At 45.8% G+C, this 17946-nt stretch carries 17 protein-coding genes; 10 read left to right on the top strand and 7 right to left on the bottom strand.

Going from position 1 to position 17946, the window contains the following annotated elements:
* Positions 1-207: 207 nt before the first annotated feature.
* Genes dksA through VXP95_RS04495 form a run of 3 tightly spaced genes read left to right on the top strand, consistent with a single transcriptional unit; the run spans position 208 to position 1976 of the window.
* Positions 208-735, top strand: coding sequence for an RNA polymerase-binding protein DksA (gene dksA / locus VXP95_RS04505; RefSeq protein ID WP_216936760.1), 528 nt, complete (start codon positions 208-210; stop codon positions 733-735).
* Positions 736-737: 2 nt separating this feature from the next.
* Positions 738-1658, top strand: coding sequence for a tRNA glutamyl-Q(34) synthetase GluQRS (gluQRS, locus tag VXP95_RS04500; RefSeq protein WP_416711576.1), 921 nt, complete (start codon positions 738-740; stop codon positions 1656-1658).
* Between the two features lie 57 nt (positions 1659-1715).
* Positions 1716-1976 carry a zinc ribbon domain-containing protein gene (locus VXP95_RS04495; protein ID WP_071851147.1) on the top strand — a complete coding sequence of 87 codons (261 nt, stop codon included), beginning with the start codon at positions 1716-1718 and terminating at the stop codon, positions 1974-1976.
* Here VXP95_RS04495 and ftsW read toward each other — a convergent pair.
* The 5 genes from ftsW to VXP95_RS04470 all read right to left on the bottom strand — a co-directional run bounded on the left by ftsW (position 1965) and on the right by VXP95_RS04470 (position 7115).
* A complete protein-coding gene (gene ftsW, locus VXP95_RS04490) occupies positions 1965-3161 on the bottom strand; it encodes a putative lipid II flippase FtsW (RefSeq protein WP_064102355.1) in 1197 nt (398 codons plus the stop codon). The two genes, VXP95_RS04495 and ftsW, sit on opposite strands and share 12 nt — an antisense overlap.
* Before the next feature lie 20 nt (positions 3162-3181).
* Positions 3182-4528 carry a UDP-N-acetylmuramoyl-L-alanine--D-glutamate ligase gene (gene murD, locus VXP95_RS04485; protein ID WP_416711545.1) on the bottom strand — a complete coding sequence of 449 codons (1347 nt, stop codon included), beginning with the start codon at positions 4526-4528 and terminating at the stop codon, positions 3182-3184.
* Between the two features lie 162 nt (positions 4529-4690).
* Complete coding sequence (locus tag VXP95_RS04480; protein ID WP_416711543.1) at positions 4691-4942, bottom strand: DUF6587 family protein; 252 nt, start codon at positions 4940-4942, stop codon at positions 4691-4693.
* Between the two features lie 59 nt (positions 4943-5001).
* Entirely contained in the window at positions 5002-6858 is a 1857-nt protein-coding gene (gene feoB, locus VXP95_RS04475) for a ferrous iron transporter B (protein ID WP_416711541.1), read from the bottom strand.
* The gene (locus VXP95_RS04470) at positions 6855-7115 is read right to left on the bottom strand and encodes a FeoA family protein (protein WP_064094654.1); all 261 of its coding nucleotides are present in this window, start codon (positions 7113-7115) and stop codon (positions 6855-6857) included. The genes feoB and VXP95_RS04470 overlap by 4 nt, the downstream gene beginning before the upstream one ends.
* A gap of 175 nt (positions 7116-7290) precedes the next feature.
* Between VXP95_RS04470 and xerD the strand changes: the two genes are divergently transcribed.
* The 4 genes from xerD (at position 7291) to thrC (ending at position 11748) form a co-directional block, all read left to right on the top strand.
* Positions 7291-8208, top strand: coding sequence for a site-specific tyrosine recombinase XerD (xerD, locus tag VXP95_RS04465; RefSeq protein ID WP_416681662.1), 918 nt, complete (start codon positions 7291-7293; stop codon positions 8206-8208).
* A gap of 99 nt (positions 8209-8307) precedes the next feature.
* Positions 8308-9120, top strand: a complete 813-nt coding sequence (locus tag VXP95_RS04460; protein WP_144723558.1) for a DsbC family protein — start codon at positions 8308-8310, stop codon at positions 9118-9120.
* Between the two features lie 126 nt (positions 9121-9246).
* Positions 9247-10551: a homoserine dehydrogenase gene (locus tag VXP95_RS04455; protein ID WP_064094657.1), complete on the top strand. Its 1305-nt coding sequence runs from the start codon at positions 9247-9249 to the stop codon at positions 10549-10551.
* A 57-nt stretch (positions 10552-10608) separates the two neighbouring features.
* Entirely contained in the window at positions 10609-11748 is a 1140-nt protein-coding gene (gene thrC / locus VXP95_RS04450; RefSeq protein WP_416681665.1) for a threonine synthase, read from the top strand.
* A gap of 57 nt (positions 11749-11805) precedes the next feature.
* Here the strand turns inward: thrC and VXP95_RS04445 are convergent, their stop codons facing one another.
* Complete coding sequence (locus tag VXP95_RS04445) at positions 11806-12867, bottom strand: serine hydrolase (RefSeq protein ID WP_064094659.1); 1062 nt, start codon at positions 12865-12867, stop codon at positions 11806-11808.
* A gap of 219 nt (positions 12868-13086) precedes the next feature.
* Between VXP95_RS04445 and VXP95_RS04440 the strand changes: the two genes are divergently transcribed.
* From VXP95_RS04440 to VXP95_RS04430, 3 genes are read left to right on the top strand one after another with little or no spacing between them, the layout of a single operon-like run.
* Positions 13087-13722: a response regulator gene (locus tag VXP95_RS04440; protein WP_064094660.1), complete on the top strand. Its 636-nt coding sequence runs from the start codon at positions 13087-13089 to the stop codon at positions 13720-13722.
* Positions 13723-13744: 22 nt separating this feature from the next.
* The gene (locus tag VXP95_RS04435; RefSeq protein WP_416681669.1) at positions 13745-15310 is read left to right on the top strand and encodes a sensor histidine kinase; all 1566 of its coding nucleotides are present in this window, start codon (positions 13745-13747) and stop codon (positions 15308-15310) included.
* Between the two features lie 14 nt (positions 15311-15324).
* The gene (locus tag VXP95_RS04430; protein WP_064094661.1) at positions 15325-16749 is read left to right on the top strand and encodes a sigma-54-dependent transcriptional regulator; all 1425 of its coding nucleotides are present in this window, start codon (positions 15325-15327) and stop codon (positions 16747-16749) included.
* Here the strand turns inward: VXP95_RS04430 and VXP95_RS04425 are convergent, their stop codons facing one another.
* The gene (locus tag VXP95_RS04425) at positions 16750-17922 is read right to left on the bottom strand and encodes a S41 family peptidase (RefSeq protein ID WP_416681673.1); all 1173 of its coding nucleotides are present in this window, start codon (positions 17920-17922) and stop codon (positions 16750-16752) included.
* Positions 17923-17946 lie beyond the last annotated feature (24 nt).

The following is a 17946-nucleotide window of genomic DNA, read 5'->3' as shown; positions in this document are numbered from 1 at the left end:
TCCAATTTGTTTTTTTTGCATTACTTTATTGCAACCCAAGGAAATGTGATATGCATAGTCCATACATCAAAGACTATCAATAAGCATAAAAAGTCTATATGATGACGGCCCCCACAGGAGGATAATCCTTCTACAGGGTGGATAAAAATTGCATATCACCATATTTTTTGCGTAGCAATCATACGCATATGATGAGGAATGCCCTAAATGGCGAATGACAACCAAAATCAAGTCTTAGACAATCAAACTGAAGTTGTAGAAGAGAAAGCTGCAAAGCGCGTACGTAAATCTAAACCTAAAACGACTGATGGTGGTTCTACTGCTAGCTTATTTGGTATTGAACCTTATCAACCTAAAAAAAATGAAGAATATATGTCTGAAGGCCAGCTTCAGCATTTCCGCCAAATTTTGCTGGCCTGGAAAGCCGAGTTGATGTCAGAAGTGGATCGTACGCTGAATACGATGCAAGATGAGAATACTGCCCTGCCTGATGTCAACGATCGTGCCACTCAGGAAGAAGAATTTGCAATTGAGCTGCGTACCCGTGACCGTGAACGTAAACTGATCCGTAAAATTGAACAGTCGATCGAAGCGATCCAGAATGATGACTATGGTTTCTGTGAAACCTGTGGTATCGAGATTGGTCTGCGTCGTTTAGAAGCACGTCCAACGGCTACTTTATGTATTGACTGCAAAACCCTTGCAGAAATCAAAGAGAAGCAAAATAACGGTTAATGATGCTGTTGAATAATCCTCCCCTAACCCCTCCTTTAAAAAAGGAGGGGGACAATAGGATGGCTTATGTGGGTCGGTTCGCGCCATCGCCAACCGGCCCTTTGCATTTTGGCTCCCTCATTACCGCAGTTGCCAGTTACTGCGATGCCAAAGCCCATCATGGCAAATGGCTGGTCCGGATTGAAGACACCGATATTCCTCGCATTTATCCCGGCAGCGAAGAGCATATCCTGCGTGCCCTGGATGCCTTTCAGCTTGAACCTGATGCCGAAATCATTTTCCAGAAAGACCGTTTAGATATTTACGAAGACGTCATCCAGCAATTACGTCAGCAAGGCCTGGTCTATGCCTGTCAATGTACCCGTAAAATGCTCGGTTCCAACCATATCTATCAGGATACCTGCCGCAACTTGGGTCTGGCTTTTGAGCATCAGGCCATCCGTTTAAAAGTTGAAGATGTTGAAATCTGTTTTGAAGACCGGCTGCAAGGTCGGCACTGTTCAGAACTGAAAAAAGATCTGGGCGATTTTGTCTTAAAACGTCGTGATGGCATTATCAATTACCAGCTGGCTGTAGTGGTCGATGATTATCTGCAAGGCATGACTCATGTGGTACGTGGGGCTGACCTTTTAGATAATACTGAACGGCAAATCTATCTGGGGCAGCTACTCGGTTATCCGCGTCTAAGCTATATGCATCTGCCGCTGGCAATGAATGATCAGGGGCAAAAACTGTCAAAACAGAATCTGGCCCAGGCACTGGATTTGACTCAGGCGCCACAATTATTAAAACAGGCACTTCAGGCTTTGCATCAGGCTGAAGTTGATTTAGATGCTCCACAGCGGATGCTGCAACAGGCAGTGGCGCAATGGGATATCAAGCGGATTCCACATACAACTGAGCTACAAGGTCACTATTTATAAAAACAGCTTTTCACTTAAGCTAGACTTCTAGAATGAAAAATAGATAGGAAGAATAGTATGTTTTTTATTTTTGGTGTCGGCCCTAAAACCAAAACGATTGAGAAAAGCCAGTTTCTGTGTCCAGTCTGCCGGACCCGTTCGGGCTATGAGCTGAAACAGCAGCGTAATTATTTTTCTTTGTTTTTTATTCCCTTGATTCCACTTTCCAAGCCTAAAACTGCTTTTGTGACCTGTTCCAATTGTGGAACCGCAATGCCGAGCACGGTACTGGACCATGCTCAGCCAGAGCCAGGACGAAACTCGAATCTAGAAGCTTGATTCTTCGCGGCTTGGATTGACCTGACGCGTGGTCGAATCAATTTTCAGAATCAGACTGATCATGACTGCACAGATAATCAGGGATGAACCACCATAACTGATAAATGGCAGCGTCAAACCCTTGGTCGGCAACATGCCCATATTCATGCCGGCATTTACCAGAATCTGTAACAGGAAAATGATACTGATGCCATAGGCCAGATATCCGGCACGCAGATATTGATGCTGCAAGGCGCGATGCCCGATACGGATACAACAGACCAGCATGGTAAAGGACAAGATCAGGATGGTCGAAATGCCTAAAAAGCCAAATTCCTCACCCAAAATTGCCAGCATGAAATCGGTATGCGCCTCAGGCAAATAAGACATTTTCTGGATACTATGCCCCAAGCCTACCCCTGCCCATTCGCCACGGCCAAAGGCCATCAGGGCATTGGAGAGCTGATAACCAGTGCCTAGTGGATCTTCCCAAGGATTCGAGAAAGACAGCAGACGTTGCAGACGATACGGTTCCAACAGAATCGCGGCAGCAAAAGCTCCGACCAGGGTCATGAAGGCCACACCGAACTGAATCCAAGGTGCGCCTGCCAGAAAGAACACGCCAAGCATGGTTAAGGTAATTACCACAGTTGCACCCAGGTCAGGTTCGAGAATAATCAAACCGACGGTAGCACCCATGATGGCACTTAAACGGACCAGACCCTTGATATTATTGCGTACTTCTTCCGCACGGCGTACCACGTAGTCTGCGGTAAAAATTGCCATCATCACTTTAGCGACTTCCGAAGCCTGCAAGGTAAAACCAGCGACCCGGATCCAGCGCTTGGAACCATTGACTTCCGTCCCGACAAATAGCACGGCCACCAAAAGTACGATGGTAATAATCCACAAAAAGAAAGTGTTATTAAACCAGACTTTTAAGGGGATTTTATAAGCCAGAAAAGCTGCTACGGCAGCGACAAAAATCGAAATACCGTGCCGGCTAATATAGTGAAACGGATTTTCATGCATACGTTCTGCATAGGGCATCGAGGCAGACGCCACCATGATCGAACCGATACAGAGCAAAGCCAATACACAGAAAATCAGCACATTTCGTGGATTCAGCTCAGCAGGTAATCGAGGCACCCACTGCGTATAAAATTGATTTAATTTATTGATCGTAGTCTGAGCAAACCCAGCCATATCACGAATCCTTGTTATTCTTAATTGAGTTCATTCACATACGCAACAAACTTGCGACCACGCTCAGGATAACCCGAGAACATATCAAAACTTGCGCATGCAGGAGACAATAGCACGACATCATGTGCCTGGGTGTGCTTTTGGCAGATTTCTACCGCCTGCTGCAGGCTGTCCGCATGGATCAGTTCAGTCGTGCCCGCAATTGCCGCTTCAATGACAGGACGATCTTCACCGATCAATACCGCTACTTTGGCATATTTGCTTAATGATTCACGCAAGGCCTTAAAGTCCTGCCCTTTGCCCTGCCCACCGAGAATAATCGCGACCTTACCGCCTTGAGCTTCAATCGCCATGCCCAGACCATCTAGCGCAGCTAAAGTTGCACCGATATTGGTACCTTTGGAGTCGTTATAATAGCGTACGCCCTGTACTTCCTTGACGAATTCACAGCGATGTTGCAGACCTTTAAAAGTCTTTAAAGTGTTCAGCATACTTTCTAGTGGTAGACCAATCGCTTCACCCAGCGCCAGACAAGCCAAGGCATTGGCAACATTATGTGTGCCCTGCATATACATCTCGCTACTTTTCAGCAGACGCTCACGACCACGTGCCAACCAGATGCTACCATCGGTATCCTTGAGAATACCGTACTGGTTCATATCTGGCGCATTCAAACCAAAGCTTTGCATCGGTGTTACGTCTGGTACCAACGGACGGGTCAAAGAGTCATCACGGTTATAGACGACTTTTTTCACACCCTGGAAAATCCGGTGTTTCGCCGTGTGATAACCCATCATATCGCCATGACGATCCAGATGATCTTCACTCATGTTCAAGACCACCGCGACTTCAGCCGCCAGATTTGAGGTGGTTTCCAGCTGAAAACTGGACAGCTCGAGTATATACAGCTCAGGGTCATCTTTGGTCAGATCTAGCGCAGGACGGCCCAGATTGCCACCGACAGCGACTTTTTTGCCTGCATCCGCTGCCATCAGGCCAATCAAGGTAGTCACGGTACTTTTGGCATTAGAACCGGTAATCGCCACAATAGGCTTATCCGTAGCACGGCGTAAAATCTGGATTTCACTGACTACCGGAATGTCCTTGTTAATCGCTGCCTGAATTTCAGGAAGTTTAGGATCAAGCCCGGGGCTGATCACGATTTCTTCTGCAGACAGCAATAACTCTGCATCAAACTGACCGAAACTGGTTTGAACCTCAGCCGGAATCTGGTCATGTCCTGGCGGGTTAGCTCTAGAATCTGTTACTGCAACGCGGTAGCCCTGACTATGCAAGAAATTGACTGCTGCAACACCTGATATTCCGAGTCCTGCAACGACTTTTAACCCACCACGTTGTATTAACATTTTCGCCTCATATTTTGGTCTATTTTGAAACTGACGAAATGGTAGCACTTTGCTGTTTTGAATGCCTTTTCTGATTGGCTTTTCTGCACATTTTTTTGTGTCCATGCGTAAAAAAAACCGTCATGATCATGACGGTTTTTAAAATTCAGCCAGAACAGGAAATTATTTCCATTTTACCGCTTGTTGAGCCGGCCTTACGTCTGAACCTTTTTCTGAAACCGGACAGGCACAGTTGCCACCGCAGCCTGCCGCCACACCCGGTTGCAGCCATTTGGCCAGACGCTGCCAGCCCTTGGCTGCACAGGCATCAGACAGCTTCTGGAAGACTGAGCTAGAAGTGTTCGGAAACACCTTTTTGAATACGACCAGCATGCTCCAAAGCACCAGTGCTGTCACAATTAGAATTTCAATCATCTCAATCTCCCATACATATACAATGCAGCAAATTCAATTGGCCAAGGCCAAACTGAGATTTAGCCCAAATAATATGAAGCAATTTGATAAGTCAGGAATGACATGAAATATGCCAGACCAAACAGGTAAACAGTCATGATACTGACAGTTTTCCAGGAACCGGTTTCACGTTTAACCGTTGCCAGGGTCGCCAGACAGTGTGGTGCATAAATAAACCACACCAGCAAAGATAAACCTGTCGCAACTGACCAGCCCAGATCACCTCCACCGCTGATCAATGCAGCCAGACCTTCAGACATTGCATCTTCATCAACTGCCGACATCGCATAGACTGTGCCCAGTGCTGCAACCACCACTTCACGCGCTGCCATCGCCGGAATCAGGGCAATACAGATCTGCCAGTTAAAACCGAGCGGTGCAAAGATCGGCTGCATCAGATGACCGAGCATCCCTGCCAATGAATAATCAATGGCCGGCAAGGTTGCCCCTTCTGGGGGCTGTGGGAAAGTACACAAGAACCACAGTACAATCGATAAGGCGAAGATGATGCCACCGACACGTTTCAAGAAGATTTTGCCGCGATCCAGCAAGCCGATCCAGACGTTTTTCAGATCCGGGAAACGGTAGCTTGGCAGCTCCATCAACAGCATGTGCTGGGATTTATCTTTATGGAAAAATTTCAGTACAAAAGACACCGCCAGAGCACTGACAATACCCGCCATATAAAGACCAAACAGCACCAGACCTTGCAGATTGAGGAAACCCCAAACAGTTTGTGCCGGTATGAATGCTGCAATCAGCAAGGCATAGACTGGCAAGCGCGCCGAACAGGTCATTAAGGGGGCAACGAAAATCGTGGTTAAACGATCTCGTGGATCACTAATGGTACGCGAAGCCATAATCCCGGGAATGGCACAGGCAAAGCTGGACAATAATGGAATAAAGGCACGTCCTGATAAACCGGCTTTAAACATCAGCTTATCTAATAGAAAAGCAGCACGCGGTAAATAACCTGATTCTTCCAGTACCAGAATAAAGAAGAACAGAATCAGAATCTGCGGCAGGAACACCACCACGCCACCGGCACCGGCAATAATCCCGTCCACCACCAGACTATTCAGTAAGGGATGGGAAATATATTCGCCGAGGAACTCACCAAGCCAGCCGAAGAAGGTTTCAATGCCATCCATAAACGGAGCAGCCCAGGCAAATACAGCCTGGAAAATCACAAACATCATGACGGCCAGACTAATTAAGCCCATTACCGGATGCAGAAAAATCCTGTCAAGGAAATCGGTACGTTTATCTTCCTGATCGACGAAATTGACCACGTCATTCAGAATGTTTTCCACGCGCTGGTGACTGTTACCTTTCAAGCCACTGAGTTCGGTCTGCGGTACAGAATACTTGCCCTGATCTAGCGCATTTTTCAGATTTTCTATGCCTGAATTACGTACAGCCACCGTTTCTACCACAGGCACGCCCAGTCGTTCGGACAGCTTCTGGGTGTTGATCTGCATGCCACGTCGGCGTGCTTCATCCATCATGTTCAGCACAACCAGCACCGGACGGCCCAGCTCAATCATTTCCAGTACCAGACCCAGATGCAATTTTAGATTAGTGGCATCCACCACACATAAAAATGCATTCTGTTCCTGCTCTTCAGCAATTTTACCTTGTACGACATTACGGGTAATCTCTTCATCCGGACTGGTCGCATCCAGACTATAAGTCCCGGGCAAATCCAGTACCCGTACCGCTTTGCCTGAAGCAAGCTGAAATGTACCGACTTTACGTTCAACCGTGACACCCGCATAGTTGCCGACTTTCTGGCGAGTTCCGGTTAAATGGTTGAATAATGAAGTTTTACCGCAGTTAGGGTTACCGACAAGGGCAATACGTAATGTATCACTCATGCCGACACCGCCTGTTCGATTTCAATTTTGGCTGCTTCTGATTTACGCAAAGCAAAACGTGTAAATCCAACTTGAATCAAAATGGGATCTCCACCAAAAATACCTTTAGTAATCACCTGTACCTTCGTACCGGGCACAAAGCCTAGAGTTTCCAGGCGACTCGCTACAACATCGTTGAGAGCACCTTCACCATCAGCCGTTCGACTTACTTTTCGGATGATGGCTGTTTGTTTTGCTTTTAAATCAGACAAACGCACCGTGAAAATTCCTGAACTATTTTGTACAGTATACAAACAAATGAGAATAATTAACAAATAAGATTGATTACATGCTGAATTAGTTTCATATCACATCGACAGTTTGGTGAAATTAAACTACAGTGGAGAATATCTATTAAATTCATCGCTTTTTCAGATCAGATCTTTTCACTCTATGCTGAATAAAAAACCTCGTATTCCCGCCCCTGTCCAAATTCCTGAAGTATTCAGCTATTTACAGGGTTTTCGTGACTATCTGATTGCGCAAACGGTCAGCCCGCATACCCGCAACGCCTATCTGTCCGATCTGATGCAATGTGCAGAATGCCTGAGCAAACCCTTGCCACAATGGAGTCATGATGATATTTCCGATGTGCTGATTGCACTGACCAAACAGCAAAAAAGTCCGCGTTCGATTGCCCGCTGCCTGTCTGCTTTGCGTTCATTTTATAAATTTCTGCGTGAGCAAAAACTGCGTAGTGACAATCCGGTTGCTGCACATAAAACCCCGAAACTGGGCCGGGCCTTACCCAAAGATCTCTCCGAAACAGATGTAGAAGCCCTGATTCATGCCCCGAATATCAACACGGCATTAGGACTGCGTGATCGCGCCATGTTTGAAGTACTGTATGCCTGCGGACTCCGAGTGACCGAACTGATTAACTTGCGTCTGGAACTGATCAACTTAAAACAGGGATATTTACGCATTGTCGGTAAGGGCAATAAAGAACGTCTGGTACCGATGGGCCAAATGGCCTGTGAATGGGTAGAAAAATATTTAACCGAAGCCCGTCCACAATTATATAAAACTTCGACCGATTATCTGTTTCTGACCCAGCATGGCGGCATCATGAGCCGACAGAATTTCTGGTATGCCATTAAGCGTTATGCACTGCAGGCCGGAATCCAGGCCGAACTATCCCCACATACCTTGCGCCATGCCTTTGCCACTCATTTACTCAATCATGGCGCAGACTTACGCGTGGTACAGATGTTGCTTGGACACAGTGACCTGTCTACCACCCAGATTTATACCCATGTGGCACAGGTCCGAATGCAGCAGCTGCATGCAACCCATCATCCACGTGCTTAAATCAGATCCAGACCGAATAAACTGAGAAGTTTGACGTGTTTGCATTTTTTTTTGTTATGCTAATGCTCTGTTTTCAGTCCAAGAAGAAAAGGGTTATTTATGACATTTGCCCGCTCAAAAATTTTTATGGCTTGCACACTTGCTGCTGGTTTGGGTCTTGCTGCATGTTCCAACTCCAATAACGAAGCTAAAAAGCAAGATACACTGACTGCAAGCGCACCCGCAACGGGCGAAGCGTCTACCCTCACCGAACGTAATGCACAACAGCGTTTGGTTTCTACTCTGGAAAAGCATTTCAAAACTGCCGGTATCAATGCCAAGATCACCGATATTAAAGCAACCGAAGTGCCGAACCTGTACTGGGTCAGCCTAGAAGGCATGTCTGCGGTCTATGTAACCAGTGATGGCAAATATCTGATTCAGGGTGATGTGATCCGCCTGGGAGACAAACAGCTACATAACGTCAGTGAAAGTCTGCAAGCCGGGATCAACAAAAAACTGTTTGATGGACTGAAAGCTGAAGATCTATTGATTTATCCAGCCAAAGGCAAAGCCAAGCATGTGGTCTATGTATTTACCGATGTCAGCTGTCCGTATTGCCATAAATTTCATGAGCAAATGGACGAGATGAATGCCAAAGGCATTGAAGTGCGTTATATCGCCTGGCCACGTGGTGAACAGCATATGCCGGCCATGGAAGCGATCTGGTGCAGTGCCGACCGCCGAAGTGCATTTGACCAGGCGATTGCGGGTGCACAGATCAGTGCAGCCAAATGTAAAAATCCTGTTCAGGATCAATATCAAATGGGTCTGAATATAGGTGTAAATGGTACCCCTGCAATTTATAGTTCAGAAGGAATTTATCTGGGGGGTTACCTGTCTGCCGCTGAGTTATTGAACCGGCTTAAATAACTCATTTTAATACGTTATTTAACTTTAATTTATAAATAAAGATATTCTGAAATGACCCTAGAGTCAGGCAGTTTTTTTAGCTATGATCTAGGTTCTTGTAAAAAACTGTGTAATTTGGAGTGTGACGTGAAACCAGTTCGTCTGGCAATCCTCGGTCTTGGTACTGTAGGTGGTGGTGCCTTGAAACTATTAAAAGAAAATGCTGCTGAGATTAAACGTCGCACCGGTCGTGAAATTGAAATTACCTATGTAGGCACCCGTCGTCCACGTCCTGATCTGAATCTACCGGCATCAGTCAAACAGAGTGCAGACTTGATGGACATCGTACGTCAACCTGATGTAGATGTGGTGGTGGAAGTCATGGGTGGAATTCATCCTGCTTTCGAAATTATTATGGAAGCCATGAAACATGGCAAACATATCGTGACAGCCAATAAAGCACTCTTGGCTGAACATGGTAATGAACTGTTTAAGGCGGCTGAAGACAATGCCGTGCAAATTGCCTATGAGGCGGCAGTTGCAGGTGGTATTCCCATTATTAAAGTGATTCGTGAAGGTCTGGCAGCCAACAAGATTGAATGGCTGGCAGGGATTATTAACGGTACTGGTAACTTCATTCTCAGTGAAATGCGTGAAAAAGGTCGTGCTTTTGACGATGTGCTGAAAGAAGCACAGGAACTCGGTTATGCTGAAGCCGATCCAACCTTTGATGTTGAAGGCATTGATGCTGCGCATAAACTGACGATTCTAGCTTCATGTGCATTTGGTATACCGCTCCAGTTCGATAAAGTATTTACTGAAGGCATCAGCAAAGTGACTGCGCAAGACGTGAAATATGCAGAAGACTTGGGCTTCCGTATCAAACACTTGGGTATTGCACGCCGCACAGATGCCGGAATCGAATTACGAGTTCATCCTACTTTAATTCCAGATGACCAGCTAATTGCCAATGTGAATGGCGTGAAAAATGCCGTGCTTGTTCAAGCCAACGCGGTCGGTCCAACACTGTATTACGGGGCTGGTGCAGGTGCTGGTCCAACAGCTTCTGCAGTAGTCGCAGACGTTGTGGATATTGTCCGTGATATTATTTACACCGAAGACGGTGCAGGAACCATTCCACAACTGGCCTTTGAAGCCCTGACCGATTTACCGATCTTAACTCGTGAACAAATGACGACCGGCTATTACATCCGTATTAATGCCGAAGATCAAATGGGCGTGCTTGCCGATGTCACCACGATTTTAAGCCGTGCCGGGATCAGTATCGATGCTATCATGCAGCAACCACGCTTAAAAGACCTTATTCCTATCGTGATTCTGACTGATCCAGTCAAGGAATCAAAAATGGATGAAGCCCTTCAACAAATTCAAGCATTACCCGTCATTCATGGCGAAATTGTACGAATTCGTTTAGAATCGCTTGATAATTAATCGGGTCGAGGGGACACTCTTCCCTCGCCAAGCTCTACACACAATTGGAACATCATCATGTCGAATGCCAATCGTTATACTGGTTTAGTTGACCGCTATCGCGACCGTTTACCAGTGTCTGCAACTACTCGTGCGATCTCTTTGGGTGAAGGTAATACTCCGCTGATCAAGCTTGAGAATATTCCACGCATCATTGGTAAAGACGTTGAAATCTATGTGAAGTACGAAGGCTTAAACCCGACTGGTTCATTTAAAGACCGTGGTATGACCATGGCAGTAACCAAGGCGGTTGAAGATGGTTCTAAAGCCATCATCTGTGCTTCTACCGGGAATACCTCAGCTGCTGCTGCTGCCTATGCGGCACGTGCAGGCATCAAAGCCTTCGTTTTAATCCCGGAAGGCAAAATTGCTATGGGTAAAATGGCACAGGCGATGATGTATGGTGCGATCACCATGCAAATTCGCGGTAACTTCGATGACGGTATGCGTCTGGTTAAAGAAGTTGCAGATCAGGCACCGGTAACGATTGTAAACTCAATTAACCCTTACCGTTTGCAAGGTCAAAAAACCATTGCTTACGAGATCGTTGAAGCTTTAGGTCGTGCTCCGGATTACCACTGCTTGCCAGTCGGTAACGCGGGTAACATCACTGCACACTGGATGGGCTATACCGAAGCGGTTGCCAACCAGTCGAAAGAAGAATTTGAGCAAGTCGTTTACGATGCTGAAAATGATGCTTTCACGGGTCCTAAACCGGCAGGTTTGCCAATCATGGCAGGTTACCAAGCCTCTGGTGCTGCCCCGTTCCTTCGTGGCGGTCCAGTAGAAAACCCGGAAACTGTTGCAACTGCGATTCGTATCGGTAATCCACAAAGCTTCAATCATGCTAAAGCGGTTGTTCGTGATTCGAACGGCTGGTTTGATGAACTGACTGATGCGGAGATTCTTGAAGCTCAACGTCTGCTTTCTATGTATGAAGGTGTATTCGTAGAGCCAGCATCTGCTGCATCTGTAGGCGGTGCCATCCGTGATATTAAAGCGGGTAAAATTGCAGAAGGCTCAGTGATCGTATGTACCGTAACGGGTAATGGTCTGAAAGATCCTGACACCGCAATTAAACAATGTGCTGATGCCGTAATGTTGTCGATTGATGCAACTATGGCTCAGGTAAAAGACTCAATTCTGTCAAATATGTAATTTCTGTCAGCATAAAAAAAACCCTGCGATTGCAGGGTTTTTTTATGAACCAATAAATTAGATTCGTTTTGGTTGCTGAGTTACCCAAGTCATTAAACGGGTGGCATCATTCGTGCGTGCCTGCGAACTGTTAGCCCCCAATAATACCACTGCCACCGGACGGTTATTCAGGGTCGTGTGCATTACAACACAGCGCCCTGCTTCATTAATAAAACCGGTTTTAGAAATATTGATATTCCAGCCGCCATTGCGTACCAGTGCATTGGTATTATTGGATTTCAGCACGCGGTAGCCCAAGTTAAAGTCATAGCTTGGTGTTGTTGAGAACTGGCGAATCAGGCCATATTGAGAAGCAGTATTCACCAAAATCCCCAAGTCACGGGCGGAGGCCACATTACCTGGATGCAAACCTGTTGATTCCATAAAGTGAGTAGAATTCATCCCGAGTTCTTTGGCTTTTGCATTCATTTTGGCAATAAACGCTGAGCGACCACCAGGATAAGTACGTGCTAAAGCTGCCGCAGCCGGATTTTCAGACTTCATCAGGGCAAATAACAATGCTTCAGCACGGTTCATACTATCCCCTGCTCTTAAGGTCGAGCTTGAGCTCTTGCACCCTGAGCAGGAAAAATCAGCCTGTTGCAAGGTGATTTTTTCTGACATATTCAACCGTGCATCTGAAATGACCACGGCTGTCATTAATTTGGTAATGGATGCAATCGGATAGGCAGTATTGGTATTTTTACTAAACAGCACTTCACCGGTTTGTGCATCCATGACCAGTGCAGCCCGTGCATTTACAGAAGGTTGATTACTAAAATGATTGGTATCAATAATCTGTGGTGCGGTATAGGCTGGCTTGACTGCTGCTGGCGCTACTGTTCCGGCCGGACGCAAAGTGGTCATCACTGTAGCTGAACCAGGTGGTGAAGGTTCGTTGGCAGATGCATTAAAATCATCGCTCATTAACTGGTTAACTTCTTCAGAAGACCAGCTGATACTGGATCCGCCCTCTGCTGTGCCAGAATTCATAATGATCTCGGCAAAACTTGTCGTGCTCATGCTGATTAACACGGACAGGCCGAGTAGATGCCTTAGAGACTTGTTTATTTTCTTCATTATTCCTTCACTCAACTAACAGAGGTAAGATTGATTTGCGTATTACCTCTAATATGCCTTACATTTAAACACAATCCTGAACATTTTTTGTTCTTGACACTGTGTGCTAGGTTTCAGATTTAATCTTGCGAATAGGATTGCTAATTTTGTACTTTCATTGCAAGCTTATTTTGCTTTATGTAACAAAAAAATGATTTTTTTAATAGAGGGAGAGTATAGGTGATCACAGTTTTAGTTGTGGACGACCATGAATTAGTACGTACTGGAATTTGCAGAATGCTGGAAGACCATGCGGAGGTTCAGGTAATTGGCCAGGCTGAATCTGGTGAAGAAGCAATCTCTCTGGTTCGTCAACATCATCCGAATGTAGTGCTATTAGATGTCAACATGCCGGGTATTGGCGGCGTAGAAACTACGCGCCGCCTGCTACAGACGGCGCCTGAAACCAAAGTACTAGCGGTCAGTGGCCTGGCAGAAGAACCTTATCCCTCTTTACTTCTTAAAGCAGGTGCCAAAGGCTATATCACCAAGGGTGCCCCCATTACGGAAATGGTACGGGCGATTAATAAAGTCATGCAAGGCGGCAAATATTTTAGTGCCGACATTGCCGAGCAGCTCGCCAGTTCTTACCTTTCCGATACACAACAGTCGCCTTTTGATGCACTTTCAGAACGGGAAATGCAAGTGGCCATGATGGTGGTGAATTGTATCAGCGCCCAGGAAATTGCCGACAAACTCTTTGTCAGTGTTAAAACCGTGAATACCTATCGTTACCGTATTTTTGAAAAACTGAATATTGACAGTGATGTAAAACTGACTCATCTGGCCATGCGCTATGGGCTGATTAAACCTTAGCCTTTGGTGAATCATGGTGCATATAGCACAACAAAAAAACTATGCAGAACTGAATCAATACCATCTAGGTATCTGGTATAGCGCTTATCGCCTGCTGATCAGCACTGGTCTGCTGCTGATTTTTCTGCTGACCTATCCCGAACTGAATACAGATTACCAATATCCGCAGCTGTATTATTATGCACTGGGAGTCGGGATAGCGATCAATACTGTACAGCTGTTTGCATTAAAATGGATCAGACATCTGATCCAGCCGCAGCTGATCATGATTTTCTTTAGCGATGTCTGCATTTTAAGTTTGCTGACCTTGGCCAGTGATGGCCCTAATCTGCAGATCGGACTGCTGTTTGTAATCACCATCTTTTCTGCATCCTTATTATTGGATGCAAAAAAGGCCTTGGTGGTCACGCTGGTTGCTGTTATCAGCGTAATTTACCAGCATTTTATCGGCAGCATTTTTGCATTTTCTTCGCTGAGTAATATCAGTAATAGTGCCTTACTGGCTTTTTTATTCTTTATGGTTTATGGCACCGGACAAATTGCCGTACGCCGTTTTCAGATTCTGGAAAATCTAAACTTTTCTCAATCTCTAGAACTGTATCGCTTACAGAATATCAACCGCTATATTCTGGAACAGATCGAAACCGGCTATCTGGTACTGGATGAAAACTATCATGTGGTACTCAGCAATCCTGCCGCCTGCAATCTTCTGGGAATTGAATCCAAATATGGTCATGAGAAGTTTACCCTATACCACTCACAACCTGATTTATTTGAACTGATCCAGTTTGAAACGCTGGAAAATGGTGAGCGTTTTCAGTTTGAATCCCAGCAAAGTCGCTATAACATTCATGTGCAGGTACAAAAGCTGATTGTACCGCACCAGACCCTCATGCTGCTTGTGTTGCAGGATGCCAAAAAGCTGAATCAGCAGGTGCAACAGCTCAAACTTGCTGCTTTAGGTCAGCTCTCTGCCAGTATTGCGCATGAAATTCGCAATCCCCTGGCAGCCATTGTGCAGGCCAATGATTTATATCTGGACTCGGAAACTGAACAGCAACAGCTACTCCAGCAGATGATTGGCCGACAGGCCACCCGGATTGACCGGATTATTCAGGACACACTGAATATGGTCAAAAATAAAGAAACCCATCCGGTGCCGATTCATCTTAATGAATTTATCCCGTTATTTATCCAGGAAGATCTGGCTGATATTCGCGATCAGATTCAATTTAATATTGATATCCCCCTCATGATTCAATTTGATGAAGCACAGTTCCGGCAAATCCTGATTAACCTGATTCGTAATGCCATTCGCCACAATGCAGCAGATGCAGCCTATATTCAGCTGAATGTGCATCCCTATGAACATCGGGTCTGGATTGACATACGAGATTTTGGCTCGGGCGTGGCTGTACATGACCAGGCCTTACTGTTTAAACCCTTTTTTAGCACTTCAATTAGCGGTACCGGATTAGGACTGTATTTATCACATAGTTTTTGTGAAGCAAATCAGGCACAATTAAACTATATACAACAAGAACAGGGCGCATGCTTTCGCATCAGCTGTCAACGTATCACGCTATAAAGGGGTCAAGGAAGATGAATGGGGAACAACAACCACTAGTACTCTTGGTGGATGATGAGGAAGATTTATGTACCCTCATGCAAATGTCACTACTGCGTATGGGAATTCGTACCCACATTACTCATCGACTAGAAGATGCTAAAAAATATCTTGCCAATCATCAATATGATGCCTGCCTGACTGACCTGAACCTGCCCGACGGCAATGGTCTGGAATTAGTGGACTGGATTGGTAAGCTCTATCCCGCAGTTCCGGTCGCGGTCCTGACTGCCTATGGCAACATGGAAATTGCCATTGCTGCACTCAAAGCAGGGGCTTTTGATTTTGTCAGTAAACCGGTTAACCAGAAACACCTGGAACAGCTACTCCAAAAGGCCCTGAATAAACCGGTAGATTATTCGCATAATAATCCGAATGAAGCGCTCGAACATAAAATGCTGATTGGACAATCCCTGCCGATTCAGCAATTACGTATTACCTTACAAAAAATTGCCCGATCCCAGGCACCGGTTTTTATTACGGGTGAATCCGGCACTGGCAAGGAAGTCGTGGCCAATCTGGTCCACCGCCTGAGCAACCGCAATGAAGGGCCTTTTATTGCAATCAACTGTGGTGCCATTCCGACTGAACTGATGGAAAGCGAACTGTTTGGACATAAAAAAGGCAGCTTTACCGGCGCTGCGCAGGACAAACAGGGCCTGATTCAATCTGCACATGGCGGCAGCCTGTTTCTGGATGAAATTGCAGAACTGCCACTTTCCATGCAGGTCAAACTGTTACGTGCCGTACAGGAAAAACGTATTCGTCCACTCGGTTCAGATACCGAAATTGATGTGGATTTCCGCGTGATCAGTGCTACCCATCAGGATCTGGAAGCCCTGGTGCAACAGGGAAAATTCCGTCAGGATTTATATTTCCGTATTCATGTCATGGATCTGACTTTACCGCCGCTGCGCGAACGCGGCCAGGACATTCTGTTACTGGCTGAACACTTTATTCAGAAAATTTGCCAAGAATGGGGAATTCCCAATAAAAAACTGACTGAACGCAGTAAAGAGTTTTTATTGGGGCAATATTACCCCGGTAATGTACGTGAATTGCGTAATATTATGGAACGTGCAATTACCTTGAGTGATGAAGAACGGATTGATCTTCAGCATCTGCAGAGTGCACCCCTACGTCAGGCACTAAACAGCTCTCAGGAGATAAATACACTTACGAGCGAGATCATTGCGACCGAAACCCTGATTGCCCCTAGAAAGCTGCCTGAAGAAGGATTGGAGCTATATCTGGAAAAGGTAGAAAAAGAAATTTTACTGAATGCGCTGAATATGACCCACTGGAACCGGACACTGGCCGCCAAGAAACTCGGCATGTCGTTCCGTTCCCTGCGCTATCGTTTAAAAAAGTTCGGACTCGATACTGAAGAAGACGAATAATTATTTTTGCTGGAGCAGCAAGTCTGTGACATGGTCCAGATAGCTCTCCTCACGCATCTCCTGCTTGAATGGATAATTGAAATGCGGCTGTATTCCCCGTCCTTCAATCATCTGCCCGCTCGGGCTAAAGTATTGCGATACGGTCATCTGTAGAGCCGAACCGTTGCTTAAAGGAAAGAGTTTTTGTACCACCCCTTTGCCATAGCTTTTTTCACCCACTACCCAGGCACGGTTATGCTCTTTTAAGGCGGCAGTAAAGACTTCTGCTGCAGAAGCCGAGCGGTTATTAATCAGCACCCCAACTTTTAGATTCTGAAACTCAAAACTCGGCAAGGCCTGAAATTGCTGGTTACCTTCAGCCCGGCTTTTGGTCGATACAATCACGCCCTGATTCAAAAATAAATCGGCAGATTCCACTGCTGCAGAGAGTAAGCCCCCCGGGTTATTGCGCAGATCAAATAATACGGCTTTTAAGCGTTTATCCGAATAACTTTCAATCAGTCGTTTGATTTCATTGGCAGTATCTTGCTGAAAAACTTTAACCTGTAAAACCAGGACCTGATTATTGTGCAAGCTCGATTTAATTTCGGTATCCAGCTTGGTATTGCGTACCAGACGAAAGGCCGGACTTTGGGGAGAAAGCTGAACCGTGAGCGTAGAGCCAACTGCTCCACTGAGTAATTGCCGGACCTGCACCTGATTCAGGCTGCTTAATACCTGATCGTCAATTTTATAAACGGTGACACCATTTCGCAGACCCTGTTTGGCTGAATCGGCGTCGTCACTCAGACCTCGAATCACCCATTGCTTCAGTCGTGGATCAAACTGCAGGTCGAAATCAATGCTGGCCAGCTCTCCTTCGGTATATTCACGCAGCTGTTTATAATCTTCAGGAGACAAATAACGGGAATAGCGGTCCAGGCCACTGACCAAGCCCTGAATGGCCTGCTGAAACAAGGCATCGTCATTTTTATCTTGAATATAATTGTCTTTTACAATGCCATAAATTTGTACGAATTCCTGAATGGAAGCCACAGGAATTTCAGAATACACCTGTCCATTCATTTCCATATCATCGAATGCCGGCTCGTCGGAGCCGGCACTCCAGGCTGAATGACTCAAACACATCAGTAAGCATAGTATTACGACAGACTTCCAGCGTGTTCTTGTCATTCTTTTACCTTTTCAGAATTTTAT

This window comes from Acinetobacter sp. 226 (genome assembly GCF_048147925.1).
In the GTDB taxonomy this organism is placed as follows: domain Bacteria; phylum Pseudomonadota; class Gammaproteobacteria; order Pseudomonadales; family Moraxellaceae; genus Acinetobacter; species Acinetobacter pecorum.
The sequence above is the reverse complement of the archived record's forward strand: the minus strand, read 5'-3'. Positions and strand labels throughout refer to the sequence as shown.

What these genes read in the sequence shown, in the direction of transcription:
- thrC (WP_416681665.1), top strand. Translation starts at nt 10,609, where the DNA reads ATGTCGAATGCCAATCGTTATACTGGTTTAGTTGACCGCTATCGCGAC.
- gluQRS (WP_416711576.1), top strand. Translation starts at nt 738, where the DNA reads ATGCTGTTGAATAATCCTCCCCTAACCCCTCCTTTAAAAAAGGAGGGG.
- VXP95_RS04425 (WP_416681673.1), bottom strand. Translation starts at nt 17,922, where the DNA reads ATGACAAGAACACGCTGGAAGTCTGTCGTAATACTATGCTTACTGATG.
- VXP95_RS04430 (WP_064094661.1), top strand. Translation starts at nt 15,325, where the DNA reads ATGAATGGGGAACAACAACCACTAGTACTCTTGGTGGATGATGAGGAA.
- VXP95_RS04445 (WP_064094659.1), bottom strand. Translation starts at nt 12,867, where the DNA reads ATGAAGAAAATAAACAAGTCTCTAAGGCATCTACTCGGCCTGTCCGTG.
- feoB (WP_416711541.1), bottom strand. Translation starts at nt 6,858, where the DNA reads ATGAGTGATACATTACGTATTGCCCTTGTCGGTAACCCTAACTGCGGT.
- xerD (WP_416681662.1), top strand. Translation starts at nt 7,291, where the DNA reads ATGCTGAATAAAAAACCTCGTATTCCCGCCCCTGTCCAAATTCCTGAA.
- dksA (WP_216936760.1), top strand. Translation starts at nt 208, where the DNA reads ATGGCGAATGACAACCAAAATCAAGTCTTAGACAATCAAACTGAAGTT.
- VXP95_RS04460 (WP_144723558.1), top strand. Translation starts at nt 8,308, where the DNA reads ATGACATTTGCCCGCTCAAAAATTTTTATGGCTTGCACACTTGCTGCT.
- murD (WP_416711545.1), bottom strand. Translation starts at nt 4,528, where the DNA reads ATGTTAATACAACGTGGTGGGTTAAAAGTCGTTGCAGGACTCGGAATA.
- VXP95_RS04495 (WP_071851147.1), top strand. Translation starts at nt 1,716, where the DNA reads ATGTTTTTTATTTTTGGTGTCGGCCCTAAAACCAAAACGATTGAGAAA.
- VXP95_RS04480 (WP_416711543.1), bottom strand. Translation starts at nt 4,942, where the DNA reads ATGATTGAAATTCTAATTGTGACAGCACTGGTGCTTTGGAGCATGCTG.
- ftsW (WP_064102355.1), bottom strand. Translation starts at nt 3,161, where the DNA reads ATGGCTGGGTTTGCTCAGACTACGATCAATAAATTAAATCAATTTTAT.